This is a genomic window from Methanoregula sp., from assembly GCF_049518935.1.
GTDB lineage: Archaea > Halobacteriota > Methanomicrobia > Methanomicrobiales > Methanospirillaceae > Methanoregula.
In genome coordinates this window covers 46,936-71,842 of sequence record NZ_JBEKRH010000010.1, presented here as the reverse complement: position 1 = coordinate 71,842, position 24,907 = coordinate 46,936, and the positions used below count along the sequence as shown (strand labels likewise).

Genomic DNA, 24,907 nt, shown 5'->3' with positions numbered 1-24,907 from the left:
GGAACGCATTGCAAAACTGAATGAACTTATCCGCATAGAGGAACAGCTATGACCCAAGTAAATGAAATGGAAATCGAACTGAAAGAACCGCTCATCCCCGTCGAGGAATACCTTGCCGCCGGTGTCCACATCGGCACCCAGCAGAAGAGCGAGGACATGAAGAAGTTCATCTACCGCGTACGCGGAGACGGCCTCTACATCCTCGATATCCGCGAGACCGATGCCCGGATCAAGACCGCTGCCAAGTTCTTAAACCAGTACGAGGCCCCGAATATCCTCGTTGTCACCTCCCGGCAGTACGGCCAGTACCCGGCCAAGAAGTTCTCTGACACGATCGGCTCCATGTCTGCGACCGGCCGGTTCATCCCGGGCCTCCTGACCAACCCCGTGCTTAATGGCTACATCGAGCCCCAGGTCATCGTCGTCACCGACCCGATCGGCGATGCACAGGTGATCAACGAGGCAGTCCAGTGCGGTATCCCCGTTGTTGCGCTCTGCGATACCAACAACATGACGAAGTTCGTCGACCTTGTCATCCCGACCAACAACAAGGGTCGCAAGGCACTCTCGATGATCTATTTCCTCCTGACCCGCGAAATGCTCAGGCTCCGCGGTATCTCAACGGCTCTCACCCCCGAGGACTTCGAAACCGAGTTCTGATCGCGGTCTGATGCGGTTCCTTTTTTTTCAGGGCGACCGATCGTTAGATATAATAGTACGACCAGAGGGTTGATCCGATGAAGATGCGTGCATGCGCAGTGGCTGGCATGTTTTACCCGCGCGAGCCCTCCCACCTGGAGCAGCTGCTCGGGAAGTTCTTCTCGGGCACGTCGCCGGTGACAGCTAGCCCGCTCGGCATCGTCTCACCTCATGCCGGGTATATCTACTCGGGACAGGTAGCAGCCGATTCCTTTGCAGCGATTGCAGGCGATTTCTCCGGCACTTTTATCATCGTTGGTCCATCCCACCGGGGATACATGACCTGTGCTTCCGAAGTTCCCTGGGAGACGCCGCTGGGTGTCGTTGACACGGACGCTGAGTTTGTCCGTGCTCTCGATGTCGAAGTCGATGAATTTTCCCACCAGGACGAACATTCGATCGAGGTCCAGGTACCGTTCATCAAGTACCGGTTCCCGCGGGCCCGGATCGCGCCGGTGATGATGGGAGAGCAGGACTATGCAGGAGCGATACGGCTGGGCGAGAAAATCCTCCACGCGATCCGGCAGACAAAACGCGATGTCCGGATCGTGGCCTCGAGCGATTTCTCGCACTATGTGCCGGAAGAGAAGGCCAAATCAGACGACCTCTATGCGATCAAAGCCCTGGAAACTCTCGATACCAAAGAGTTTTACCGGAGGATTGCTGAACGGCAGGTAACTGCCTGCGGGTACGGCCCCATCACGGCAATGGTAACCGCCTGCAACCGTCTCGGTGCAAAGGCAGGCCGGCTGATCCGGTACGCCACGAGCGGTGATGTGACCGGGGACTATCGCGAGGTAGTGGGGTACGCGGGTATTGCGGTGATCTAGGTTGGCGACATGGAGTGCGCCGGGCAAGGTGTTTTTGTTCGGCGAGCATGCGGTAGTATACGGCAAGCCTGGCATAGCAATGGCGATAAAACCCCGCGTGTTTGTCACGGTCCGAAACACGAAACGGGCAGCGAAGGCCAAATCCCCCTACATCGACGGGTGTTTTGATGCGATGGGCGTGGTGGGCAGCGTGTATATCAACTCCCAGATCCCCAGTTCCTCGGGACTCGGGTCGTCCGCTGCCGTTACCGTTGCCACGCTCTCGGCGATCAATGACGAGTTCGGCCTCAACAAGACCCGCGAGGATATCGCGAACATGGCCTTCGAGATCGAGAAGACCGTGCAGAAGGGGCGGGCAAGCCCCACGGATACCACGGTCTCCGCGTACGGCGGGATTGTGCTGATCAGCGGGGGTTCGCGGAGGCGCCTCCCGCCCCAGCACATGCACCTCGTGATCGGGGACTCGCTCGTCTCGCACAACACTTCGAAGATGGTCGAGCAGGTGGCGGAGTTCAAGAAGAAGAGCCCGGCGATCGTGGACCCGGTGCTGGATGCGATCGAGGGAGTGAGCATGAGCGCGATCCACCATCTCAACAATCCCAAGGAACTGGGGAGGTACATGAACATGAACCACTCCCTGCTCGAAGTGCTCGGTGTCGGCCACCCGCAGCTCTCCCGGCTCGTGCTTGCCGCCCGGTCGGCGGGAGCGTTCGGCGCCAAGATCACGGGTGCCGGTGGCGGCGGGAGCATGGTCGCCCTCTGCCCCAAGCAGCTCAAGAACCGGGTCGCAAGCGCCATCGAGGCCTGCGATGCCCGGGCGATCGTAACCGGCATCGATACGGAAGGGGTCAGGAAGGAGAAGCATGCCTGATTCGCCCGGCACACCCCCTGAACGCGTCATCCTGAAGCTTGGCGGGAGCGTCATCACCGACAAGAGTGCGGACTGTGCGATCAACCGTGCGGGTCTTGAGACCCTTGCGACAGCGATTGCCGGCGCCCGGCATGACGGGATCGTGATCATCCACGGGGCCGGCTCCTGCGGGCATCCCGAGGCGAAGCGGTACCATCTCGACAAGGGTGCGTCGGCCGGGAAGACCGAAGGGGTCTACATGACCCACCGGGCGGTCAGCGGGCTCAACGAAGCGGTGGTCGTGGCTCTCCGGAGCAAGGGTGTAGCGGCAATCGGCGTCCACCCGCTTCATGCCGCCGCTGCAGATAACGGCAGGCTTATAGGATTTGAACACCGGCATCTTGAGACGATGCTTGCGCTGGGCATGGTCCCTGTGATCCACGGTGACGTGGTGATGGACCTCTCACGCGGAGCCTGTATCGTATCGGGCGACCAGCTCGTGCGGTATCTCGCGGCTGCACTGCAGATCAGCCGTGTCGGGCTCGCCACCGATGTACCGGGAGTGCTGGATGGAGGGCACGTGGTGCCGGAGATTACCCGGCAGACGATGCCGACACTCCATATCGGCGACTCAAAGCATACCGATGTCACCGGTGGAATGAGAGGGAAAATTGATGAGCTGCTCGCCCTTGCCGATGCAGGGACTGAATCAGAGATCTTCCATGTCTCGCGGGTCCGCGACTTCCTTGCAGGAGCCGCGACCGGCGGGACACGGGTCAGGGGGAAGTAAGAAACATGGGAGACAAGCAGCGGTTCACGTCATCGCGGAAACTGGATCACCTGCGCATCTGTGCAGAGGAGCCGGTCGAGAGCGGCGATACCGGGTTTTCGGATATCAGGTTCGTACACAACGCCCTGCCGGAATGCGACATGGGTAAGGTCAGCCTTGCCACCCGGTTCCTGGACCATGCAGTCTCCTCCCCCCTCTTCATATCGGCGATGACCGGTGGTCACCCCGGTACAAAGGACGTGAACGCCCGGCTTGCCCGGGCAGCTGAGCGCTTCGGCATCGGCATGGGGGTCGGGTCCCAGCGGGCTGCCCTCGAGAACCCGAAGCTCGCGGACACGTTTGCCGTAGTCCGCGACGAAGCACCCCACGCGTTCCTCGCGGCAAACATAGGTGCAGTCCAGCTCCGCGACCATGGGACCGCATGGGCCGAGAAGGCAGTGGAGATGATAGAGGCCGATGCCCTTGCCGTCCACCTCAACTTCCTGCAGGAAGCAATCCAGCCGGAAGGTGATCATAATGCCACCGGCTGCCTTGCTGCCATCGAAACGCTTTGCAAGGAGTTCAAAACGCCGGTCATCATCAAGGAGACCGGCTGCGGGATCTCGGCGGCCACGGCACGACAGTGCTGGGGCGCCGGGGCCAGTGCAATCGACACCGGTGGCTGGGGAGGTACGTCCTGGGCTGCGGTCGAGGCCGTCAGGGCGGCTGAAAGTGCGAGGAACGAGGACAAGGCGCTGCAGTCCCTCGGGAAGGACTTTGCCGGCTGGGGCATCCCCACGGTCGTCAGCCTTGCCGAGGTGGTTGCTACCGGCGGACCAGTCATCGCATCCGGCGGCGTAAGGAGCGGCCTTGATATCGCCAGGGGACTGGCTTTCGGTGCAGCTCTCTGCGGCATGGCGCTCCCGCTCCTGAAGCCGGCAATGGAGAGCGATGAAGCGCTCGCCCGCACCATCGGGGCGATCCACCGGGAACTGGCAGTAGCCATGTTCCTGACCGGGTCGGCCCGCATTGCCGATCTCAGGAAGGCACCGGTTTACCTCACGGGCAGGACACGGCAGATGTTCGATAAGGATAATCCCGCACAGGTCCGGCGTTCACCCTAACCGGGTCATACAGCCTAACAAGCGGAACATCACGGGGAATTTTTACACAAAAATACCCGGACGAGACATACGGAGAAGATTATGGATATAGAAATTATCGCAGTGGGCGGATACGATGAAGTCGGGCGGAATATGACCGCGGTCCGCTGCGGAAAGGAAATTGTCATCTTTGACATGGGACTCCGCTTGGATCAGGTAATGATCCACGAAGACGCGGAGGTTGAGAATATGCACTCCCTTGATCTCATCAAGATCAAGGCGATCCCGGACGATACGCTGATGAACGGGATCGAAGGATCCGTCAAGGCGATCGTCTGCTCGCACGGGCACCTCGACCATATCGGGGCGATCCCGAAACTGGCGCACCGGTACAGCTGCCCGATCATCTCGACGCCGTACACCACCGAGCTGATCCGGCAGCAGATCTCCGGCGAACAGAAGTTCGGCGTCAACAACAAGCTCTTTGCGCTCAAGGCCGGGCAGCGGTACACCCTCTCCCAGAACCTGATCCTTGAGTTTGTCAGGACCCAGCACTCGATCATCGACACGGTCACCCCGGTCCTCCACACGCCCCATGGCGCGATCGTGTACGCCTGCGACTTCAAGCTCGACCGGACCCCGGTCATTGGCGAACCCCCGGACTTTGCCCGGTTCCGCCAGATCGGCAAGGAAGGTGTTCTTGTCCTGATCGTCGAGAGCACCAACATCGATATGGCGGGAAGGGCCCCGAGCGAGCGGATCGCAAAGGACCTTGTCCGGGATACGATTACGAGCTACGAGGACGACAAGAACGCGATCATCGTCTCGACCTTCTCGTCGCATATCGCCCGTGTCAAGACGATCGCGGAATGTGCCCACGAGATCGGCCGGAAGCCCGTGCTGCTCGGCCGCTCCATGGAGAAGTACTCGGTCACTGCTGAGCAGATGAAGCTCGTGTCGTTCCCGGAGACCACGAGCGTCTTCGGGAACCGTCGGACCGTTGACCGGACCATGCGCAGGATGATGAAGGCCGGAAAAGAGAAGTTCCTGCCAATCGTCACCGGCCACCAGGGAGAACCAGGTTCGATCCTGACCCGGCTGGCACTCGGGGATACCCCCTACCAGCTGACCAAGGGCGACAAGGTGATCTTCTCAGCAAAGGTCATCCCGAACCCGCTGAACTTTGGCCAGCGCTACCTGGTTGAGCAGCACCTCAGGCTGGCAGGTGCCCGCATCTTTGAGGACCTGCACGTGAGCGGCCATGCGTACCGCGAGGACCACTACGAGTTTATCCAGCTGCTGAACCCGCAGCACATCATCCCTGCCCACGGCAACCTGAAGATGACGGCAAGCTACACGGATTTTGCAAGCGAACTGGGTTATACCGCCCACTCCACAGTCCACCTGATGAAGAACGGACAGCGGATCAAGATCAATTAAGGATGAGGGAAACCATGTCGGAACTTTCACCGTATCTGGAATCGGTTGCAAAAGAGATCGACCGCATGATCGACCGCTACTTTGTCGATAAGGCCGGCGAACTGAACAAGGCCTCCGCCCACCTCCTCGCAGCGGGCGGCAAGAGGCTCCGCCCCGCGGTGGTCATGCTTGCAGCGGATGCGGTGAAACACGGGAGCTCGGACGACATCATGCATGCGGCCCTTGCTCTCGAAGTGACCCACACCTTTACCCTGATCCATGATGATATCATGGATGACGACAACCTGCGCCGTGGCGTCCAGACCGTCCACACGAAATGGGATATGCCGACCGGTATCCTTGCTGGGGACGTGCTCTATGCCCGCGCCTTCGAGCACATCTGCCTGGCGAAGTCGACGGACGAGGCAAAAGTCAAAGCCGTGCAGATGCTTGCTAAGGCCTGCGCCGATATCTGCGAGGGCCAGCACATGGACATGTCCTTTGAGCACCGCACCGACGTGTCGGAAGGAGAATACATGGAGATGGTGAGGAAGAAGACCGGCGTCCTCTATGCAGCAGCCGCAGGGATCGGGGCGGTCCTTGCCGGCGGGAATGCCGTCCAGGTGAAGGCGCTCTACAGTTTCGGGCTCAATACCGGGATCGCGTTCCAGATCCAGGACGACCTGATTGACCTCCTCACCCCCTCGGAGAAGAGCGGGAAGGACCGGGCCTCGGATCTAAGGGAAGGCAAGCAGACGATCATCATGATCAAGGCCCGGGAGAAGGGCCTCGATCTGCTGAAGTACAGGCACGAACTTTCCGAAGCCGATATCAACACTGCGATAAAGGAACTGACAGATGCCGGCGTGCTCGATGAAGTGAAGAAGATAGCCACCGATCTCGTCACCGCGAGCAACAGGCACCTCTCCCTCCTGCCGGCCTCCAGAGAACGCCAGCTCCTCATGGACATCGGCGAGTACTTCGTCACCCGGAGTTATTAGGATGGCAGGGGACGATCCAAAAGAACTCCTGTTCCTGTGTGCACTCCAGAATGCCGTTAAACATGGCGGGGTACCGCAGGCCGGCGCCGTGATCGGCATGGTGATGGGAGCCCACCCGGAACTCCGGGCAAAAGCAAAGGAAGTATCAGGCCTGGCAAAGGATGCGATTGCGGACGTGGCGAAACTTTCCCCCGGGGAACGGATCACCACCCTCCAGGCCCGTGCGCCGGAGATGTTTGCCGCTCTCCTGGTGAAACACGAACACAAGAAGGTGCTCCCCGATCTTGAGGGAGCAGAGAACGGGGTTGTCATGCGGTTCGCCCCGAACCCCTCGGGCCCGCTCCACATCGGGCACGCCCGGGCAGCAGCCCTCAATGACGCTTACGTGAAGCAGTACGGTGGCCGGTACATTCTCCGGATCGAGGACACCGACCCGAAACGCGTGGACCCCGAGGCCTACGATACGGTAAAAGAGGACATCAAATGGCTCGGCCTCGGGATCACCGGGATCGTCACCCAGAGCGACCGGCTCCCGATATACTACGATCTCTGCAAACAGTTGATCGAGCGGGGCGGGGCGTACGTCTGCACCTGCGACAACGAGCACTTCAAGGAACTCAAGCAGCACAAGACCGCCTGCCCGTGCCGGGACCTGCCTGTGGCAAAGAATCTCGAACTCTGGCAGAAGATGCTCGACCACGGGTTTCGCGAAGGCGAGGCTTCGGTCCGGATCAAGACCGATCTCACCCACCCGGACCCGGCCATGCGTGACTTCCCCGCGTTCCGGATCCTCGACGCTCCGCCCCACCCGAAAGTGAAGGCCCACGTCTATCCGCTGATGAACTTCTCGGTGGTTGCAGACGACCACCTGCTCGGCGTGACGCACGTGATCCGGGGCAAGGACCACATAGCAAACACCCGCAGGCAGCGCTATATCTACGACCACTACGGCTGGAAGGTGCCGGTCTACCGGCATTACGGCCGGATGGGGATCGAGGGGGTCGTCCTCTCAACCTCGCAGATGCGCCTCGGGATCAACGAGGGCACCTATACCGGCTGGGACGACATCCACCTCGGCACCCTCCGGGCCCTTGCCCGTCGCGGGATCCTGCCCGAGGCCGTGAAGAACGCGATGATCGCGATCGGCATCGGGGACGTGGACATCTCGTTCTCGTGGGACAACCTCTATGCGGAGAACAAGAAGCTCGTCGACCCGATCGCGAACCGGTACTTCTTCGTGCCGGACCCGGTTACGGCAACCATCGAAGGTGCACCCAATCACACCGCCCACGCCCTCCTTCATCCCAGCGACGCGACCCGCGGGTCACGCACGCTGGAGTTCACCGGCACCGTACTCCTCCCGAAGGGCGAGCTCGTGCCCGGCACCACGATGCTCCGTCTCAAGGACCTCTTCAACGTGAAGATCGCCTGGGATGGCGACACCCCCTCGTTCTCGTACGGCGGGGACTCGCTTGCCGATGCCCGGGCGTCAAAAGCCCACATCATCCAGTGGCTGCCGGCACAGGCAACCGTGCCCTGCACGCTCCTCACGCAGGAAGGGGAGATGAAAGGAGCCTGCGAACCGGCCGTGAAATCGGAGCTCGGGAAGGTCCTCCAGTTCGAGCGGGTCGGGTTCGTGAAGATCGACGCGGCCGGTGCTGATGGCGTACGGGCGTACTTCACGCACAAATGAAATTTTTTTTCCGTTTTTTGATGATTCATTGATGACTGTTAATCGAGTAAAAAGAAAAATCGAAAAATAGTTAGCTAACTAATTATATCCAGTTTTACGAATTTTTATAAACATATCTCACATTCTCCCTTTTAGGAGGTATTTTTGTGTTCAATTTTGAGAATTCGCAAACCTTTGTAATTGTGGCAGGAATAATTATCATTTTTATAGTAATTTCTGGGTGCACCTACCCATGGGATCCAAATAATGCCTCCAATGGAACTAAAGCAAATTTGGCAAATAATCAGCCACCCCACGTCCGTGGTGGGGAGGCAATACAATGTTAACCCCCCCTTGTGCCACCAGTTCCCTACAGGGAGCGGGGCACAATGCGATAGCGCTGGAACAGGTAATATGACACTATCGCCAAGCGCAGGGGCGGTCCGGGGGGACAGGCACTGTCCCCTCCGTCAACCTGGTTCTTGTATTCCCCTCCCAACAACCACCCCCTGAACTCTTTTTATCGTTCCTGCCCTACATGTACATGTATACATGTCCGGTGAAGAGATCAAACAGGAAACAGACGCAGCCGAAGAATCCCGGCATGACCTGGTTTTAACCGGGCTCTGCATCGATCTCCTCATCCTGATCCCGGAGACTGCCGCGGTCATCCTTTCCGGGTCTGCCACCCTCTTTGCCGATGTGATCAAGTGCGCAAACGAAGTGCTCGCCACCTTCTTTGCCCTCCTGATCATACGGCGGGTGACGCTGGGCGGGAAATTCACCTACGATTACGGGATGGGCAAATTCGAATCCTTAACAAGAATCATCACAGGCGGCGTGATGTTCGTATCCCTTTGTATCCTCCTCTTCTTCACCTTCCACAGGCTTATCGAACCCGAACGGTTCGACATGGACGCTGCGATCATCGGTATCCCCCTGATGGTCCTTGCCAGTATCGCGGACTCGTACCACTGGAAGAAAAACTACCGTCTGGCGCAGAAAGAGCCCACCCCCATCATGGAAGCCCAGTGGCGGCTCCGGCGTGCCAAGACCTTCTCCGATGTATTGATTCTTCTGGCACTGGTACTATCTGTCCTCCTTGTCCAGTACAGCTGGGCAGAGTATATCGATCCGGTCGTTTCAGTCCTCATCATCGGGTTCCTGCTGCTCGCGGGATACCGGGAGATCAACGCCTCCCTTCCGGACCTCTTCGACAAGACCCTTGAGGAGGAGCTCCAGTTCGTGATCCTCCGGGAACTGGCTGGTTCGTTCGACAAGTACTATGAATTCCATGGCGTCCGCTCGCGTCGGTCCGGGAGCAGGATATACATCGAGATCTTCCTCGGGTTTGATCCGGAACAGAAGGTGGGGGAGGTCCAGGATTTCATCGATTCCTTAAAAAGATCTCTTGAGGCGCTGATTCCCGGTAGTGTCGTGAGCATTATTCCCACAAGCGAAAAAGATCCCCGTTCTGCGGCCTAGTGCCAGCATATACCGTGATTTTTTATAAAGTTCGGGCGGGGCAGGCCCGGCACTCCTGGAAAAACGTTTATGATGTGGTGTTCCGGATCCCGGGATGGAGCAAAAACCCAGCAAACGATTGAATTATATACCTGCCATTCTCAATAATAGTAAGTACCTTGCATAACAAGATACTGTGTTAAACACTTGACACACTGGCCTGGCAATCCACTCTCTGCATTCTTCCCCGGTTTCGCAGATCGTGCCCCGGGCATGCCACGGGCTTTGGAGATCCCATGAATATCCAGTTCAAAAAAGGCGTACTTGAAATCTGCGTCCTGTCTGTCCTTGCCCGCAAGGAGTGTTATGGGTACGAGCTGGTGAACGAGATCTCCAAAATGATTGACATCTCGGAAGGCACGATCTACCCGCTCCTCCGGCGTCTCAAGGACGAAGGGCTGGTCACCACCTACCTTCAGGAGTCCGGCGAGGGACCCCCCCGGAAATATTACCGGCTGACAGAAACGGGACGGACAAAAGAACAGGAACAGCGTGAAGAATGGATACAGTTTGCAGCATCGGTGAATGCACTGCTGGAAGGAGTTTCGCATGCAGCGGAATGAACAGGACTATCTGAATACCTTAAAAGATCGGCTCACCGGGCATGTCAGCCGGGAGGATCTCGACGACATCCTGTCGGATTATGCCGAGCATTTCAGTATCGGGAAATCTGAAGGACGCAGCGAGGAAGACCTGTGCCGGGCCCTCGGCTCTCCGGACGACGTGGCCCGGGAGATCAGGGCATCGTACCTGGTGAAGAAAGCAGAGCAGTCCTGCGGGGCCAGAAATATCTGGAGTGCGGTTGTGGCCACCCTCGGCCTCGGGCTCTTCAACCTTGCCGTTGTCCTGGTCCCGTTCATCCTCCTTATCGCCCTGCTCACGGTGATCTTTGTGGCGGGTGTGGTCCTCGTTATTCTCGGGCCGCTCCTGCTTCTCGTCTCGATCGTCCAGATGCTGGGGATAACGGTCTCCACGCCATGGGCGTCGCCCCTGGCCGGGATCGTCATCTCTGTAGGGATCTCGGTCGCAGGAATCTTCCTGATCGTGGCGGCATTGGGGCTCGGGAAGTTCTTCTACCGGGTGGGAATCCGATACCTCAAATGGAATATCCGGATCATACGGGGAGGAGAGGGACCGGACCGGGATGGGGAGCCCTGCCTCTCCACCGCTGCCATTCCCCGTGACGGTGCGCAGAACCTGGAGCTCCAGGTACGGCTCGGGGCCGGCGATCTGAGCGTCAGGGAAGGGACCGGTGACAACAATCTGGCCGAATTCGCCGCGCACGGCACGGCCTGTGCCCATCCGTCCGTCTTAGCATCTGCCGACGGGAAGGGCAAACGGGTCAGGATCCGGGGACGGCACGCGCTTGCCACCTCCTGGTGGTCCGATGAATCCTCTCCTGCACTGGAGATCGGGATCACCCGGGAAGTCCCCGTGGCGCTCGATGTCCTGAATAAAGCAGGGAGAACAACCCTGGCACTGGGGGCCCTTAACCTTACCGGCCTCCGTGTCAGGAACGGGGCCGGAGAGACCTACGTCGATCTTGCAGGGTATGCCGGACCCGGTTTCGATGGCGAGATCAGGAACGGTGTCGGGCACATGGTCATCCGCGTACCGAAGGAATACCCGCTGCGGATACGCGTCCACCGCGGGATCGGCGACACGGAAGTACGCGGCCTCATTATCGAAGGGGATACCTATGTAACCCGTCCGGAACGGAAGGATGCCCCGCAGATCACGATCCAGATCAGGCAGGGCATGGGCTCTATCTTCCTGGAGGCAATATGAATGAATACAGAAACAACCGGAACGAAATTATGAGATTTGGCAGTTCGATCATCGCATGTATCATCCTGTTCGCCATTATGGTCCTGGTCATCCCGCCGGCCCATGCGGACGACGCACCGACCGTCACGATCACCGACTACAAGGTCTCGCCCCCGGTCATGATGCCGGGCAGCCTCGGGACCATCTCGATCACCGTGAAGAATACTGCATCCACTGCCTCGGTCAGCGAGAAGTCCGGGCAGTTGTCGCCGGATGTGTATGCCGTAGTCAAAACCACAGACATCAATGTCAATCTCCAGAACATCCACCTGGAAGGAAACGGCATCAACGTAGTAACAAAGGACTTTGACCAGGTAGGGGAGATCGGTCCCGGCCAGTCCCTCCCCATCACCTTCTCGATCCAGGCCCCCGACAAGAGCGGGATGTATTATCCTGAAGTCTGGATCGACACCGAAGGAGGGCGGAGCACGAAATACCCGATCCCTGTCAATGTCGACACCCCGATGGGCATCCAGAAACAGGCGATCCTGATCATGGACAGCTCGCTCACCGGCAGCGTCAATCCCGGTGAGGAGGTCCCCGTGACCCTCACGGTCAGCAACGCAGGCCAGATCCTTGCGGATGATGTCACGATCAGCATAGCAAACGTAAGCGGGAGCGTGGCCCCGAAGACGAGTGACCTCTATCATCTCGGGACGATCGGACCCGGCGGGCAGGAGACTATCAGTCTGGTCCTGCTCACTGATAAGACCGCAAATCCCGGCCTGGTACGGGTCCCGGTAACGATCGGCTACACCTCGATTGACGGTACCCCCATCACCCAGCCTACAGGAATTGACATGATGCTGAAGGGCAAGGCGGAACTGGGCTTCGTATCAGTGGACACCAACCCCTCGCGGCTTACGGAAAACGGACCCTTCGATCTCACGATCCGGATAGAGAACACCGGTACAGGCGATGCAAAACAGGTCTCGGCAACGGTCGACCTTCCTGTCGAAGGGACAAAGGAGGCGTTCATAGGCAAGATCACGCCGGGCAACGATGCCCCGGCGCTCTTCCTCCTTGAAGGTATGAAAGGCGGTGACTACCCGTACAACCTGACAATCTCTTATACGGACGATATGGGCGCCCATACACTCACCCGGCAGATGAACATGCGGGTCCCCCCGTCTGACAATTCCGGGAATATCATCCTCATGCTCATCATCCTTGGCATCCTCGGGTTCCTTGCCTACCGGTACTGGTACCTGCCTTCAAAGAACGGGGACGGAACATTCCCATGGGTAAAAAAGAACTGAAGGTCGCGTTCCTGCTCGCCCTGCGGTCGCTCCAGCGGGGGAGCAGGTCGAGCGTGATCCTGACCGTACTTATCATCGGGATGTGTTTCACCAACATGATCTTCCTCCCCGCCCTGTTCAGCGGGATCGAGCAGAGCATAACGAAGCAGCTCGTGGACTACGAGGTCGGGAACGTGTTTGTCAGCCCGAAGTCGGGTGACCAGTATGTGACGGATCTTGGTGCAACGCTGGACCTCATCAACGGCATGCCCGGCGTGGCACGGGCCACTCCCCATTATACGGAGGGGGCGACATTCACATACCGCCAGCGTATCCTCGGAGTCTCGGTGCGGGCGATAAAGCCCGATGACGAGAAGTACGTCTCTCCCCTGTACACGAAAATGATCGCCGGCAGCTACCTTGGTGACAGCGATACGGGAGAGATCATCATCGGAAAGCCCGTGGCCGGCGACCCGACAATCCGGGAGGAAGACGAGTATCAGCCCTCGCTCGGCGGGGTCCGGGTCGGGGACTCAGTCACGGTTACGTACGCAAACGGCTTCACACGGAACTACCGGGTGAAGGGCATCTACTCCACCGGGTGGAGCGAGGCGGACAGCGCCGCGTATGTCTCCTGGACGGATATGGAGCAGGTGCTGGGACAGCAGCCGCTCGACAAGGCGCAGGACATCACGGTCAAGGCACAACCCGGCTACACCGAGACCTTCGTCAAGAACGAGCTGATCCAGTACGGCGTGGCGGACAAGGTCCAGACCACCTCGGACCTGCTCTCCAAGAGCCTGGGGACGGCGTTCCAGAGTTTTGCGATCATCAACCTGGTCTCCCTGATCGTGAGCATCATTATCACGACGGTCGTCCTTTTCATCGTCATCACGATCAAGACCCTCAACAACCGCCGGCAGATCGGGATCCTCAAGGCAATCGGCGTGGACAAGGAAGTGATCATGCACAACTATGGTTTCCAGGTGATCATCCTCGCCATCCTCGGGATCATCCTCGGGATCATCCTCACGACGCTGCTCTCGGTGTACATGGCAATTCACCCGGTTGTGACCCCCTCATGGTCGGCAACCCTGTACCTGACACCCACGGACATCGTCATGAACTCCCTGATCCTCTTTGTCGCCGCCATCGTTGCCGGGTACGTCCCGGCCTACCAGGTATCGCGTGAGGATATCCAGACAGCAATGAGGTCCTGATACGATGATTGGGATTGAAAACCTCCAGAAGATCTACCGGATGGGAAATGTGGAAGTCAGGGCGCTCGACGGCGTGACGCTCGATATTGCAAAGGGGGAGTTCCTTGGTATCATGGGGCCCAGCGGGAGCGGCAAGACCACGCTCCTGCACATGCTCGGCCTGCTGGATGAGCCCACCTCCGGCAGGATCATGATTGACGGGACGGATATCTCCCGCCTGAACGACTACGAGAAGACGATGTTCCGGCTCTACAAGCTCGGGTATGTCTTCCAGGACTATGCACTGGTCCCCGATCTCACCGTGATGGAGAATGTCTCCCTCCCGGCAATGCTCCGGAAGGACCGGACCGATGAGCAGTACCATGCAGCGAGCATCGACTTTCTCACGAAGATCGGTATGCTTGACCGGCGGGACCACCTCCCGCGGGAACTCTCGGGCGGCCAGCAGCAGCGGGTCTCGATCGCACGGGCGATCGTGAACAAACCGGATATCCTCTTTGCCGATGAGCCGTGCGCGAACCTCGACACTGAGAACTCCCGGATGGTGCTCGACCTCTTCCGGGAGATCAACGAGGAGATGCAGCAGACGATTGTGATGGTCTCGCACGAGGACTGGCACAAGGATTATTTCCACCGGATCATCCGTCTCCAGGACGGGAAGGTGGTAAGCGACGGGAAGAGCGGGGAGTGAAGGGCGCTTTTAAATGAGAGCGGTAAAAGATCCACCGGGGAGATCTGACGGGCCGGTTGCGCCGGGTGAGGTGCCACAGCCTGCCCCGTGGCGCGGGTACTTATCCCGGAGGATCGATACTGTATGGCAACCCATGAACACGATCCGCATTGAAAAAGTGATCCGCTCGCACCGCAGGACCATAGCGCTCGAAGTAACCCACGATGCAACCCTCATCGTCCGGGCGCCGGTCCGGGTTTCTGCCAGCTTCATCGAGGAGATGATCGAGGAGAAGCGGTCATGGATCCTCCGGAAGATGGCGGAGATGCGGCAGCGCCCGGCCACCCATATCCACGAATACGTGGAAGGGGAGCAGTTCCTTTTTCTCGGCAACCCGTACCCGCTGCAGTTCATGGACAATGACGACGGGAAGATCGAGCGCACGGACCGGATCTATATCTCCCGTAACCTTGCGCCCGATCTCCGGCACCGGCTGAAACGCTGGTACATGCACGAAGCGGGTGCGATCCTCAGGGAACGATGTGCGTGGTTCTCGATGATCACAGGCCATACTCCCACTTCGATCCGGATCTCCGATGCACAGCAGCGCTGGGGCTCATGCACCCACACGGGCGGCCTCAACTTCAGCTGGCGCCTGGTCCAGGCCCCGCCCGGGATCATCGATTACGTGGTGGTGCACGAGCTCGTCCACCTTGTCCAGCCGGACCATTCCCGGAAGTTCTGGGCGAAGGTCAGGGAGATCATGCCGGACTATGAGGCGCGCCGGAAGTGGCTGAGGGAGAACGAGCGGCTGCTGAGGATATAAATTGGGAGGGGGACAATGCCTCTTCGAAGATTTCCGGATGGAAATCTTCTGCACATCACACCAGCCTTTCGGGCAGGTATGCTGCCCCTCCCAAGCCCACCCCTGCGCATTACGATGGTGCGGGAATTACCTGTTCTGAGGCTATCACATTTGTGCCCCGTCCCCCACGGGGCTGGTGGCATAAGGGGGGGCCGAGTAAAAATTTCTTCCGGATCCAACTGATGTATTACCCTTCAAACTCCCGCCTCTCCGGCCGCGGCTTCATATTCCCCATCCACTTCTCCGTCTCCGCGAGCGGCGCAAACCCGCACTTCCCGTACACCCCATGGGCATCGCTCGTCTTCAGGATCCACTGGTACACGTCCTTCAGGTCAGGGTGCGACATCGCGAACCTGACCATCGCCTGCCCGATTCCCCGGTGGCGATAATCCGGGGCAACGATCACGTCAAGGAGGTATGCAAACCGGGTCTTGTCGGAGATGACCCGGCAGAACCCGACCTGCCTCCCGTTCTCATCGTATGCCCCGACAACGAGAGCGGAGTTGCGGATCCCCTTTGCAATCTCGTTCTTTGTTATGCCCGGGCTCCAGTAGGTAGCCGCGAGCATGCCCTGGATATCATCCGTCCGGAGCCGGGCCGGGTCCGCGGAGATTTCAGCGTTCATGGTGTTTTGCGGACAAGCCGTGCCCCGAGCTCATATGCTTTCCCGCAGTCTTTGGGGAACTGCTCGTCCCGGCGCTTCTTCTTCGCCACCGGGTCGAACAGCGTGGACATGTATTTCGAGTAGTCGTCGAACTGGTACGTGTCGGTGACAAAGAACGACTCGCAGGACCCGAAGATCCGCTCCATTGCCATCTCCGTCAGCTGTGCGTTCCGGTCGAAGCCCCGTTCCTTCACCATCGGCTCGGGAGCGCCCGCCGTGTAGATGAACGCGGTCCTGATCTTCCTGCCAAACAGGCTGGACCGCTGGGGGTCATAGACCGAAAACGGAAACATAAGTCGTTCGAGGAACGAACGGGTCTCCCCGGTCGTGATCCCATAATAGATCGGGGATCCGATGAGGATCGCGTCAGCCGATTCAGCTGCCTTGAGTAAAGGTGATAGTCCATCATTTTGTGCGCAATGCCCATAGCTCGCCCCGCCGATCCGCTTGCAGGCAAAGCAGCTCCGGCAGCCCTTGAAATCCTGATCGTAGAGATGGAAGAGTTCGGTCTCTGCTCCCGCGGATTCCGCGCCCTTCATGGCATGCTCAAGGAGAGTTGCAGTATTCCATGCCTTACGGGGGCTTCCGTTGAATGCGAGAAGTTTCATAGATTTTTCTTACGGGAGCCGTGGATAAAAATGTTGAGGGACGCCTCTTATACGATCGCCGCGAGCGCCCCGAGCGCGATGCCGGCAGCATAGAAGATCATCGCCACGTGGAAGCAGGGGAGCACCCGGAGGGCTGTGTCCGGTGCCTCATCCTCATCCCGGTGCTTCAGGATGACGGCACTGGCATACACCATCAGGACGAGGCCGGCAACGATTCCTGCCCGGGCGATCCAGCCGAGTTTTGCCATGAAGAAGCAGGCCGCCACGATGTGGGCCGCGGTAAACCCGGCGATCCAGTATGCAGTGCCCGGCAGGCCGAAGAGGATCGGGATCGTTTTCATATCCCTCGCCCGGTCGTTCTCGATATCGATGAGGTCGTTTGCCCCAAGATGAGCGAGGGCGAACGGGTAGAAGAAGATGAAGTAGAAGAATGCGGGCATGTCCGGCTTCCCGGCACAGAGGTATCCTGCTACGGGGAAGAGGGCGAAATCGAGCCGGCCGATGAGCTGGGCGAACGGGTGCTTCTGCTGCCGCTTCTCCTCTTGGTAAAAGATCTCGATCGCGTAGCAGAAGAGCATGATGAGCAGCACGAAGACCGAGTTGGGATAAGGCAGGGTCATCACGAGGCCGGCCGTGATGAGTACAAGCCCGATGACGAGCCCGGCAGCCAGCAGGGGGGAGATGAGCCCGGCCGGGATCGGCCGGGTCCCGTAAGAGCGCCAGTACTTCGTCAGCCGGGTCGGATCTACATCCCGCTTATCGAACTCCCGGTCCATGTAATCGTTCAGCACGAGCCCGGCCTCGAACCCGAGAAAGCCGATCAGGGCGACTTTCCCGAGGATGAGCCAGGAGAAACCGCCATACGTTTCCGTGGCAAGCAGGTATCCCGAGCAGAAGAGCAGCGGCCAGGCAAAGAAGAACCGGAGCCGCAGGAGATCTATCCAGGCCCGAAGGGTCGCGTCCATTCATAGGAGTTTGGCGCTGCTTCCTTTTTCAAACTTTCATGGCCGGGCGTCTTTTGGGTGGATTGAAGAATGGTGGCAGAAAACACTCCCTTATCTGGTCAGCCATCTAATAGAATGGGAATGGGTTCCTTCTATATCTGCCCGGAATCTCCCGGCGATTTTCCCGCTATATACGAGGTGAACCGGCAGGCATTCGGCCAGGATGGCGAAGCCCGGCTGGTGAGCGCACTGCGGGATGACGGGGACTATGATCCCGAGCTCTCGCTCATTGCCGTTCATGACGGCAAAATAGTCGGCCATATCCTCTTCCCCCCGATCAATATCGTTTCAGATAAGGCGACAACCCCCGCGCTGGCCCTTGCCCCGCTCTCGGTCCACCAGGATTACCAGGGACTGGGAATCGGCGCAGCCCTGGTGCAGGACGGTCTCGCCGAGTGCCGGAGGCTCGGCCACCGGATCGTGATCGTGGTCGGCCACCCGGGATACTATCCGCGGTTCGGCTTCACCCTGGCCCGGGAGAGTGGCATCCATGCACCGTTCCCCTGCCCGGACGAGGCGTTCATGGCGCTCGGCCTCTCCGACTCTGCGCTGGACGGGATCTCCGGGATGGTCGAATATCCGGTCGCATTTGATACGACAGGCGCCCATACCTCGTAGCTGGGAACCACAGTCCTGCCCGATCCCTCCTTCCTCTCACTCCTGTTTTCCCACGGTCGTACCCCCCAGCATTATAGCCTCTTCTCGCCAATCCTAGAGTATACGCCATGACGACCGGCTCCCCCTCGTTATCCCCCCACGGAAGCAACCTGATCAGGTACCTGCAGGCATATGCCCCTCCCGCAGGTAAACCTGTGGATCAGGAACCGGTTGCGGTCGGCCCCGTCACCGTCACGAAATACACGGGAGAGTTCTGGACATCAAAACAACGGCAGGCCGGCTCTGTCCACGAGGTCTCATACCGGGCCTGCTTCAAGCCGCAGCTCCCCCGGTTCTTCATCGAACGCCTGACCCGAAAGGGTGACGTAGTCTACGATCCGTTCAGCGGCCGGGGTACGACCGTGATCGAGGCAGGTCTCCTGGGCCGGAATGTGATCGCAAACGATGCAAACCCCCTGTCCCGGATCATGACCGAACCACGTTTCTTCCCTCCCGATGCCGCCTCCGTGGAGAAGCGCATGCTCGCAATCCCGCGGGACGGGGGAAAGGCAGACATTGACCTTTCGATGTTCTACCATCCCGATACTGAAAAGGAGATCGTGGCCCTGCGGGAGTACCTGCTCGGCAGGAAAACGGCAGCGCGGGAAGACCACATTGACCGCTGGATCGCGATGGTCGCCACCAACCGGCTTACGGGGCATTCGAAAGGGTTCTTCTCGGTCTACACCCTCCCACCCAACCAGGCGGTCTCCCCTCAGAGCCAGGAACGGATCAACCGGAAACGCAGGCAGGCCCCGGAGTACCGGGACACGCGTGCTCTCATTCTTACAAAGACAAAGAGCCTCACCCGCACACTCCCTGATGACATGAAGAAGAACCTCCTGCGGGCCGGAAAGGGCGCCCGGCTCCTGACCGGGGATGCGAGGGAGACACGGGATATCCCGGACGAATGTGTGCATCTCACGGTCACCTCCCCGCCCTTCCTCGACATCGTGCAGTACAGCGGGGACAACTGGCTCCGCTGCTGGTTCAACGGCCTCGACAGCGATGCCATCGGGCGGCGGATCACCATGGCACGGACCGTGGACGAGTGGACTGCGGTGATGGGCCGGGTCTTTGATGAGCTCCTGCGGATCACCCGCCCCGGGGGATATGTTGCGTTTGAGGTGGGGGAAGTGCGCAAGAAGACGATCCGGCTCGAGGAGCACGTGATCCCGCTCGGCCTTCGGGCCGGTTTTGCCTGCGAGTGCGTGCTGATCAACCAGCAGGCCTTCACCAAGACCTCCAATATCTGGGGTGTAGACAATAACACCTGCGGCACCAACACGAACCGGATCGTAGTGTTCAGGAAACCCTGATCGTGACAACCCGTTGCGGGCCCCGGTGCACCATCTCTGAAAAATCTGCACCTGCTTCCCGCGAAAAACTGCAAATCTTGATATTTTGACGGCGCCAACCTGCTGTGAGTGACTACGGGAATGCGGGATACGGAATGCACGGGCGCCGGCAGTGGGAATCTGATGGAGAACCGGCGATGTCAGTGAAACGCCACGCAGTCTCCTGTATTCCCGTTATTGCAGGTGTCCTTCTCCTGGCATTACTGTGTTGTACCGTGAGCGCTGCCGGTAATGTGCCGGTTTCTTCGACAAACGGGATTGCGATCCGCCAGGCCCATCTTGCATGGACCTCGCTGGAGAAGGAGACTGAGATGAAGACCGCGATCTACTACGTCACCACGCTTTTCAGCACGGACACAACGAACATGAGTGCAGACCTCGCTGCATTTCAGGCAGAGGAGACACGTATCCCTTCAGCCGCTTCCGACGTCGATCTTTCAACCCTCCTTGATGACATGAAAAATACTACCACCCTGTTCCGGGGTGAGACCCTTGCGCAGATGATCGCAGGGCAGGGGAAATGGGACGAGCTCGGACGGCAGATCAGTGCAGCGACCGCGAACAGCCCTTACATTACCAATGCGCAGAACGCGTACTGGAACACCCGGAGGACCGGCACGCTTGCGGATTTCGATTTATGGGTGCGGAACAGCCAGCAGGTGCTCGATGGCCTGAAGGCAAAGGGATACGATACGGCGACCCCACAGCGGACGCTCGATGTCATCTCCTCCCGCAGGCCGGATATCCAGTCGGCCCTTGAATCCCGATCAGAGATCGCTCTCGCGACCATCAACCAGCAGATCCTCCCGCAGACGCAGGCCTTCTCGGGGCAGGTGATCGCAGTGCAGGGGCAGGTCCCGGAGGGCCGGCAGCAGCAGTTCTTCATCGACCAGGGCTACCGGGTGGTCGAACGGGCGGATAAGATCAACAATAATCTCACCATGATCCTGATCGATATCGGTCCCGCGGACCCTGCCCTCACCCAGACCAAGATCGATCTCGCCTCGTCCCAGAACGTGCTCAGCACCGGCAATCTCGAAGCGGCCAGAACCCCGCTTCGGCTTGTACAGAAGGACCTGGTGGATCTTGCGCAGGCCTATCGGGACGTGGCCCACAGCGCTGCTCTTCCTCCTGCCCTCTCGGCGGAACTCAACTCGATGGCAATCCGGCTTGACAATACGGCAGACCAGATGGGGGCAGCTCTGTGAGTTGTGGCGTATCCCGCCCCATGGCAGCTGCGGTCGTACTGGTTATCCTTGCCCTGCTCGCCTCAGGATGCATGTCGATCCCGGGACCGGGGGACGCGCCAAAGACCCCGGCGGTGACCCCTGTTACAGCAACGCCCGCACCCCCCTTGGTAACCCCGCAGAAAACGATAAGAACCGCGCCAACAACGAAACCGGTCCCGGTGACCACGACGCAGGCGCCCGGTTATGAGACCAGCAGCTGTGCAGCACAGGGCGGCACCATTGTCTCCCCGGGCCAAAAGTGCACAGCGGGCTATCTTCCTGCCACCGATTCGTTCAGCTGCTGTTCAAAAAATCCTGTGGCGATCGGGAGCGGGAATACCGCACCTGCGAATGCCACAATAACCATCCCCCCCCTCGATCTCTCACTTAACCTGGACGACAATCCCGGCAGCATCACACCCTGATCCGCCAGCGGACGGGACGTTCTCTTTTATCCTCATGGCCTCATATCACCTCCCGCACGGTAAACGTTTCTGCAATCCCGGATTCCGGAAATCCGGTACATGGAATTGCCGCACGGGACGGGTTGGCGGATTGGTTCCGGTGGTCTGCTTTCATCCCGTTACGCCCCCCCGGTGAAAACGGGATTTTAGTACGCATTAAGTAGCCCGACATCCAAGTTGTATTCATGGTCACCCGTATCGTCCGGTATGCGCAGATCGTGGACGTCCTCAGCAAGTATGGTTTTGGTATCGGCCTGGAGAAGATCTTCCCCGGCAGGGCCCGGTTCCGCCTCCCGCAGACCGGCACCAAATCCGATGCCTCGACCATCTACGAACGGATACGGCTTGCCCTTGAGGAACTCGGACCTACGTTTGTGAAGTTCGGCCAGATCATGAGCACGAGGACCGAACTGCTGCCACCGGAGATGATCGAGCAGCTCAAGAAACTGCAGGACCATGCAAAACCCATACCGTTCTCCGAAGTCATGGCGGTGATCGAGGAGAACTGCCCGGACTGGCAGGACTGCTTCTGCGACATCGAGGAGACACCGGTCGCATCTGCATCGATTGGTCAGGTGCACCGGGCATACCTCAAGGATGGGACCAAGGTAGCGCTCAAGGTCCGTCGCCCGCGCATCGATGAGATCATCGAGACGGATCTCCAGATCCTTGAATCGATGGCCGAACGGATGGAGATGGTCTTCCCCGAGACCCGGCTCTATAACCCGACCGGGATGGTGGACGATTTCGCCCACCAGATCGTCAAAGAACTCGACTTCATGCACGATGCCCGGAATGCCGACCGCATGGCCCGGAACTTCCGTGACGTGCCGGGCATAAAGTTCCCGAAGATCTACTGGGAGTTCTCGACTCCCCATGTGCTCGTGATGGAGTTTATCGAAGGGGTACGGATCGATGATCCCGAGGCGATGGTGCAGATGGGCCTCGACCCGCACGAGATCGGGGTCCGGGGATTCCACGCGTACCTCAAGATGATCTTCGAGGATGGGTTCTTCCATGGCGACCCGCACCCGGGCAACCTGTTCGTGACAAAGGAGGGTGACATCGTCTTCCTGGATTTCGGGGTCGTGGGCATCCTCCGGCCCGAGAAGCGGCAGAACTTCATCAACCTCCTCTTCGCTCTCGTCAACGATGATATCGAGCTGATGATCCGGTCGCTCGAGGGCTTCGGCATCGTGATTGCCGAAGAGGACCGTGAGGGCCTTCGGGACGATCTCTACATCATGATGCACGACTTCTCGGGTGGCGGGGAGGGCGTTTCGCATTTTGATTTCGGGCTGATGGTCAACGAGCTGACGGACTCGATGCGCAGGTACCGGCTCAAGGTACCGATGAACCTGATGCTCCTCTTAAAAGTCTTCATGATGGTGCTGGATATCGGCCTGCGGCTCGACCCGAATTTCAACTTCGGTACGGAAGTCACGCCGTACCTGACAAAACTCGCCGACACCAACACGCTCTCGGCGGGTTACGTGAAGCGGGCCTCGATGACCCTTCTCGAGGCCGCGGACGCGATCCTCGATATGCCGCGCAACGTGAACCTCATGTTGCGCCGGCTCTCGACCGGTACCTTCAAACTGGAGATCGTGGATACCGATCTCCAGAAGCTCCAGATGGCACTCGACCGGGCGAGCGACAAGGTCATGATCGGTCTTGTGGTCGCATCGCTCGTGATCGGGTCGTCGCTCGTGCTCCAGTCCGCCTCCTTCACGCTGCCCAAGGAAGTCACGTGGATCGCGATCGGGGCCTTCACCGCTGCTGTGCTGACCGGGTTCTACGCGGTTTACCATGTCGTGTTCCTGAAGTTCCGGATGGAGCGGTGAGGGCGGTAGTGCATCCGGGGGATCCCCGCATTTTATCGCCCGCGATGTGACTGCTCCGTATCCCCCGTGCGCAGCAGTCAGGAAGTTCAGGTATGTGCACCGGCCCGGCGCGTTCGGATTGATGCACCGGATGCCCGGCGATCGTGGATATTTTCTTTATCCCCGGTGAGACCATGTTCAGCCCCTCCGTAAAAAAGATCCCGGCTCCTCTTATTGCCATCATTACAGCGACCGTGCTCTTTGGTTCGGCCACACCGGTACTGAAGATCCTGGTATCGGGGATGACGCCGCTCGTCCTCCTCGGCCTGCTCGGGATCGGGTCCTGTTCAGGAGTGGCCTGCTGGTGGCTCCTGTCCGGGACCCGCCCGGTGACCGGGACATGCCTGATCCCGGACAGGCGGGAGTGGGCCCTCTTCCTCGGGACCGTTGTGGTCGGTGGCCTGCTCGCCCCGTTTATCCAGATCCTCTCCCTCCCCTTCACGCCGGCTGCGACCGCGTCCCTGCTGCTGAACTTCGAGATTGTTGCTACCGTCCTTGTCGCGTTCCTCGTCTTCCATGAACCGGAAGACCGGAATATCGGGGCCGCGATCGCTGTTATCCTTGCCGGCAGCCTGCTGCTGAGCTGGAACGGCACTTCTGTCTTTGATTTCTCTCCCGGTGCCGCGGGCATCATCCTTGCCGGGTTCTTCTGGGGGCTGGACAACAACTTCATGGCGCATATCACCGCCTTTCCCCCGGAAATGATCGGGGTCGCCAAGGCGGGATTCGGCGGGTGCATCGCATGGGTGCTGGTCATCCTGCTCCACGATTCCCTCCCTCCGTGGGATCTTGCGGTTCTCGCCCTGCTGACCGGCTTCGTGTCGTTCGGGCTCGGGCTCGTCCTCTTCATCCAGGCGCTGCGGGCCATGGGGGCCGCCCGGGCCGGGGCAGTGTACGCTGCCGCCCCGTTCATCGGGTGCATGGTCTCGCTCCTGGTCTTTTCCGAGCCGCTCGATCTCCGGTTCTGGATCGCGCTGCCGCTCTTCGCCGCGGGGGTCGTGATCGTGATCTGGGATCACTGGAGCCGGGAGAGCGGGGCGTGAGAGGAATCTTACGGATCCGGTGGCTTCATGTCACGCTCACTCCGTGGAATAAAGCGGGAGTGATGCGGTAATGAAGAAGGTGCGGGTGAATGAAGGATAGTAAAGAAAATTCCGTGTGAAATTTTGCATTTCGGATTAATGCGTCAGATTTTTTTAAAGAAAGTAAATGTACACTTTGTCTTTTTACAATAGGTATATAATCCTTCGACGTAACATAAGATTATGGCGAAAAAATCGCAGAGTCAATCCGGGGGAAGAATCGCCTCATTTGTCAGTTCATACTCGAATACTGGCACGGGGAACGGTTACA

At 59.2% G+C, this 24,907-nt stretch carries 24 protein-coding genes; 21 read left to right on the top strand and 3 right to left on the bottom strand.

The window, feature by feature from the left end:
- Positions 1-48: 48 nt before the first annotated feature.
- The 15 genes from rpsB (at position 49) to ABSE13_RS08065 (ending at position 15,648) form a co-directional block, all read left to right on the top strand.
- Positions 49-660 (top strand): 30S ribosomal protein S2, encoded by a 612-nt coding sequence (rpsB, locus tag ABSE13_RS08135; RefSeq protein ID WP_424028017.1) that lies wholly within the window; start codon positions 49-51, stop codon positions 658-660.
- 77 nt (positions 661-737) lie between these two features.
- Entirely contained in the window at positions 738-1,529 is a 792-nt protein-coding gene (locus ABSE13_RS08130; protein WP_424028016.1) for an MEMO1 family protein, read from the top strand.
- 1 nt (position 1,530) lies between these two features.
- Entirely contained in the window at positions 1,531-2,400 is an 870-nt protein-coding gene (gene mvk, locus ABSE13_RS08125) for a mevalonate kinase (RefSeq protein WP_424028015.1), read from the top strand.
- Complete coding sequence (locus ABSE13_RS08120) at positions 2,393-3,169, top strand: isopentenyl phosphate kinase (protein WP_424028014.1); 777 nt, start codon at positions 2,393-2,395, stop codon at positions 3,167-3,169. Before mvk ends, ABSE13_RS08120 begins: the two co-directional genes overlap by 8 nt.
- Before the next feature lie 5 nt (positions 3,170-3,174).
- Positions 3,175-4,272 (top strand): type 2 isopentenyl-diphosphate Delta-isomerase, encoded by a 1,098-nt coding sequence (gene fni / locus ABSE13_RS08115; RefSeq protein ID WP_424028013.1) that lies wholly within the window; start codon positions 3,175-3,177, stop codon positions 4,270-4,272.
- A gap of 81 nt (positions 4,273-4,353) precedes the next feature.
- A complete protein-coding gene (locus ABSE13_RS08110; protein ID WP_424028012.1) occupies positions 4,354-5,691 on the top strand; it encodes an RNase J family beta-CASP ribonuclease in 1,338 nt (445 codons plus the stop codon).
- A gap of 14 nt (positions 5,692-5,705) precedes the next feature.
- Positions 5,706-6,671 (top strand): polyprenyl synthetase family protein, encoded by a 966-nt coding sequence (locus ABSE13_RS08105; protein WP_424028011.1) that lies wholly within the window; start codon positions 5,706-5,708, stop codon positions 6,669-6,671.
- A 1-nt stretch (position 6,672) separates the two neighbouring features.
- Entirely contained in the window at positions 6,673-8,364 is a 1,692-nt protein-coding gene (locus ABSE13_RS08100) for a glutamate--tRNA ligase (protein WP_424028010.1), read from the top strand.
- 531 nt (positions 8,365-8,895) lie between these two features.
- Positions 8,896-9,828 carry a cation diffusion facilitator family transporter gene (locus tag ABSE13_RS08095; protein WP_424028009.1) on the top strand — a complete coding sequence of 311 codons (933 nt, stop codon included), beginning with the start codon at positions 8,896-8,898 and terminating at the stop codon, positions 9,826-9,828.
- 275 nt (positions 9,829-10,103) lie between these two features.
- Positions 10,104-10,430, top strand: coding sequence for a PadR family transcriptional regulator (locus ABSE13_RS08090; RefSeq protein WP_424028008.1), 327 nt, complete (start codon positions 10,104-10,106; stop codon positions 10,428-10,430).
- The gene (locus ABSE13_RS08085; protein ID WP_424028007.1) at positions 10,417-11,655 is read left to right on the top strand and encodes a toast rack family protein; all 1,239 of its coding nucleotides are present in this window, start codon (positions 10,417-10,419) and stop codon (positions 11,653-11,655) included. The genes ABSE13_RS08090 and ABSE13_RS08085 overlap by 14 nt, the downstream gene beginning before the upstream one ends.
- Positions 11,652-12,953, top strand: coding sequence for a COG1361 S-layer family protein (locus tag ABSE13_RS08080; RefSeq protein WP_424028006.1), 1,302 nt, complete (start codon positions 11,652-11,654; stop codon positions 12,951-12,953). Before ABSE13_RS08085 ends, ABSE13_RS08080 begins: the two co-directional genes overlap by 4 nt.
- Positions 12,935-14,152, top strand: coding sequence for an ABC transporter permease (locus ABSE13_RS08075; RefSeq protein WP_424028005.1), 1,218 nt, complete (start codon positions 12,935-12,937; stop codon positions 14,150-14,152). Before ABSE13_RS08080 ends, ABSE13_RS08075 begins: the two co-directional genes overlap by 19 nt.
- Before the next feature lie 4 nt (positions 14,153-14,156).
- Complete coding sequence (locus ABSE13_RS08070; RefSeq protein ID WP_424028004.1) at positions 14,157-14,843, top strand: ABC transporter ATP-binding protein; 687 nt, start codon at positions 14,157-14,159, stop codon at positions 14,841-14,843.
- A 133-nt stretch (positions 14,844-14,976) separates the two neighbouring features.
- Positions 14,977-15,648 carry a M48 family metallopeptidase gene (locus ABSE13_RS08065; RefSeq protein ID WP_424028003.1) on the top strand — a complete coding sequence of 224 codons (672 nt, stop codon included), beginning with the start codon at positions 14,977-14,979 and terminating at the stop codon, positions 15,646-15,648.
- 226 nt (positions 15,649-15,874) lie between these two features.
- Here the strand turns inward: ABSE13_RS08065 and ABSE13_RS08060 are convergent, their stop codons facing one another.
- From ABSE13_RS08060 to ABSE13_RS08050, 3 genes are read right to left on the bottom strand one after another with little or no spacing between them, the layout of a single operon-like run.
- Positions 15,875-16,312: a GNAT family N-acetyltransferase gene (locus ABSE13_RS08060; RefSeq protein ID WP_424028002.1), complete on the bottom strand. Its 438-nt coding sequence runs from the start codon at positions 16,310-16,312 to the stop codon at positions 15,875-15,877.
- Positions 16,309-16,959 carry a flavodoxin family protein gene (locus ABSE13_RS08055; protein WP_424028001.1) on the bottom strand — a complete coding sequence of 217 codons (651 nt, stop codon included), beginning with the start codon at positions 16,957-16,959 and terminating at the stop codon, positions 16,309-16,311. Before ABSE13_RS08055 ends, ABSE13_RS08060 begins: the two co-directional genes overlap by 4 nt.
- Positions 16,960-17,006: 47 nt before the next feature.
- Positions 17,007-17,924: a UbiA family prenyltransferase gene (locus tag ABSE13_RS08050; protein ID WP_424028000.1), complete on the bottom strand. Its 918-nt coding sequence runs from the start codon at positions 17,922-17,924 to the stop codon at positions 17,007-17,009.
- 120 nt (positions 17,925-18,044) lie between these two features.
- On the opposite strand from ABSE13_RS08050, the gene ABSE13_RS08045 reads away from it, so the two are divergent.
- The 6 genes from ABSE13_RS08045 to ABSE13_RS08020 all read left to right on the top strand — a co-directional run bounded on the left by ABSE13_RS08045 (position 18,045) and on the right by ABSE13_RS08020 (position 24,597).
- Entirely contained in the window at positions 18,045-18,581 is a 537-nt protein-coding gene (locus ABSE13_RS08045; protein ID WP_424027999.1) for a GNAT family N-acetyltransferase, read from the top strand.
- 107 nt (positions 18,582-18,688) lie between these two features.
- The gene (locus ABSE13_RS08040; protein ID WP_424027998.1) at positions 18,689-19,939 is read left to right on the top strand and encodes a DNA methyltransferase; all 1,251 of its coding nucleotides are present in this window, start codon (positions 18,689-18,691) and stop codon (positions 19,937-19,939) included.
- A gap of 176 nt (positions 19,940-20,115) precedes the next feature.
- Complete coding sequence (locus ABSE13_RS08035) at positions 20,116-21,186, top strand: hypothetical protein (RefSeq protein WP_424027997.1); 1,071 nt, start codon at positions 20,116-20,118, stop codon at positions 21,184-21,186.
- A 20-nt stretch (positions 21,187-21,206) separates the two neighbouring features.
- Positions 21,207-21,632 carry a hypothetical protein gene (locus ABSE13_RS08030; protein ID WP_424027996.1) on the top strand — a complete coding sequence of 142 codons (426 nt, stop codon included), beginning with the start codon at positions 21,207-21,209 and terminating at the stop codon, positions 21,630-21,632.
- A 224-nt stretch (positions 21,633-21,856) separates the two neighbouring features.
- Complete coding sequence (locus ABSE13_RS08025; RefSeq protein ID WP_424027995.1) at positions 21,857-23,515, top strand: ABC1 kinase family protein; 1,659 nt, start codon at positions 21,857-21,859, stop codon at positions 23,513-23,515.
- Between the two features lie 173 nt (positions 23,516-23,688).
- Complete coding sequence (locus ABSE13_RS08020) at positions 23,689-24,597, top strand: DMT family transporter (protein ID WP_424027994.1); 909 nt, start codon at positions 23,689-23,691, stop codon at positions 24,595-24,597.
- Positions 24,598-24,907: the final 310 nt, after the last annotated feature.

Excerpts from the sequence above, each read along its gene's own strand:
- ABSE13_RS08030 (WP_424027996.1), top strand. The coding sequence starts at position 21,207 with ATGGCAGCTGCGGTCGTACTGGTTATCCTTGCCCTGCTCGCCTCAGGA.
- ABSE13_RS08105 (WP_424028011.1), top strand. The coding sequence starts at position 5,706 with ATGTCGGAACTTTCACCGTATCTGGAATCGGTTGCAAAAGAGATCGAC.
- ABSE13_RS08130 (WP_424028016.1), top strand. The coding sequence starts at position 738 with ATGAAGATGCGTGCATGCGCAGTGGCTGGCATGTTTTACCCGCGCGAG.
- ABSE13_RS08060 (WP_424028002.1), bottom strand. The coding sequence starts at position 16,312 with ATGAACGCTGAAATCTCCGCGGACCCGGCCCGGCTCCGGACGGATGAT.
- ABSE13_RS08045 (WP_424027999.1), top strand. The coding sequence starts at position 18,045 with ATGGGTTCCTTCTATATCTGCCCGGAATCTCCCGGCGATTTTCCCGCT.
- ABSE13_RS08095 (WP_424028009.1), top strand. The coding sequence starts at position 8,896 with ATGTCCGGTGAAGAGATCAAACAGGAAACAGACGCAGCCGAAGAATCC.
- ABSE13_RS08040 (WP_424027998.1), top strand. The coding sequence starts at position 18,689 with ATGACGACCGGCTCCCCCTCGTTATCCCCCCACGGAAGCAACCTGATC.
- rpsB (WP_424028017.1), top strand. The coding sequence starts at position 49 with ATGACCCAAGTAAATGAAATGGAAATCGAACTGAAAGAACCGCTCATC.
- ABSE13_RS08055 (WP_424028001.1), bottom strand. The coding sequence starts at position 16,959 with ATGAAACTTCTCGCATTCAACGGAAGCCCCCGTAAGGCATGGAATACT.
- ABSE13_RS08070 (WP_424028004.1), top strand. The coding sequence starts at position 14,157 with ATGATTGGGATTGAAAACCTCCAGAAGATCTACCGGATGGGAAATGTG.
- ABSE13_RS08035 (WP_424027997.1), top strand. The coding sequence starts at position 20,116 with ATGTCAGTGAAACGCCACGCAGTCTCCTGTATTCCCGTTATTGCAGGT.
- ABSE13_RS08025 (WP_424027995.1), top strand. The coding sequence starts at position 21,857 with ATGGTCACCCGTATCGTCCGGTATGCGCAGATCGTGGACGTCCTCAGC.
- ABSE13_RS08090 (WP_424028008.1), top strand. The coding sequence starts at position 10,104 with ATGAATATCCAGTTCAAAAAAGGCGTACTTGAAATCTGCGTCCTGTCT.
- ABSE13_RS08050 (WP_424028000.1), bottom strand. The coding sequence starts at position 17,924 with ATGGACGCGACCCTTCGGGCCTGGATAGATCTCCTGCGGCTCCGGTTC.
- ABSE13_RS08100 (WP_424028010.1), top strand. The coding sequence starts at position 6,673 with ATGGCAGGGGACGATCCAAAAGAACTCCTGTTCCTGTGTGCACTCCAG.
- ABSE13_RS08075 (WP_424028005.1), top strand. The coding sequence starts at position 12,935 with ATGGGTAAAAAAGAACTGAAGGTCGCGTTCCTGCTCGCCCTGCGGTCG.
- ABSE13_RS08080 (WP_424028006.1), top strand. The coding sequence starts at position 11,652 with ATGAATGAATACAGAAACAACCGGAACGAAATTATGAGATTTGGCAGT.
- ABSE13_RS08020 (WP_424027994.1), top strand. The coding sequence starts at position 23,689 with ATGTTCAGCCCCTCCGTAAAAAAGATCCCGGCTCCTCTTATTGCCATC.
- ABSE13_RS08065 (WP_424028003.1), top strand. The coding sequence starts at position 14,977 with ATGAACACGATCCGCATTGAAAAAGTGATCCGCTCGCACCGCAGGACC.
- fni (WP_424028013.1), top strand. The coding sequence starts at position 3,175 with ATGGGAGACAAGCAGCGGTTCACGTCATCGCGGAAACTGGATCACCTG.
- ABSE13_RS08085 (WP_424028007.1), top strand. The coding sequence starts at position 10,417 with ATGCAGCGGAATGAACAGGACTATCTGAATACCTTAAAAGATCGGCTC.
- ABSE13_RS08110 (WP_424028012.1), top strand. The coding sequence starts at position 4,354 with ATGGATATAGAAATTATCGCAGTGGGCGGATACGATGAAGTCGGGCGG.
- ABSE13_RS08120 (WP_424028014.1), top strand. The coding sequence starts at position 2,393 with ATGCCTGATTCGCCCGGCACACCCCCTGAACGCGTCATCCTGAAGCTT.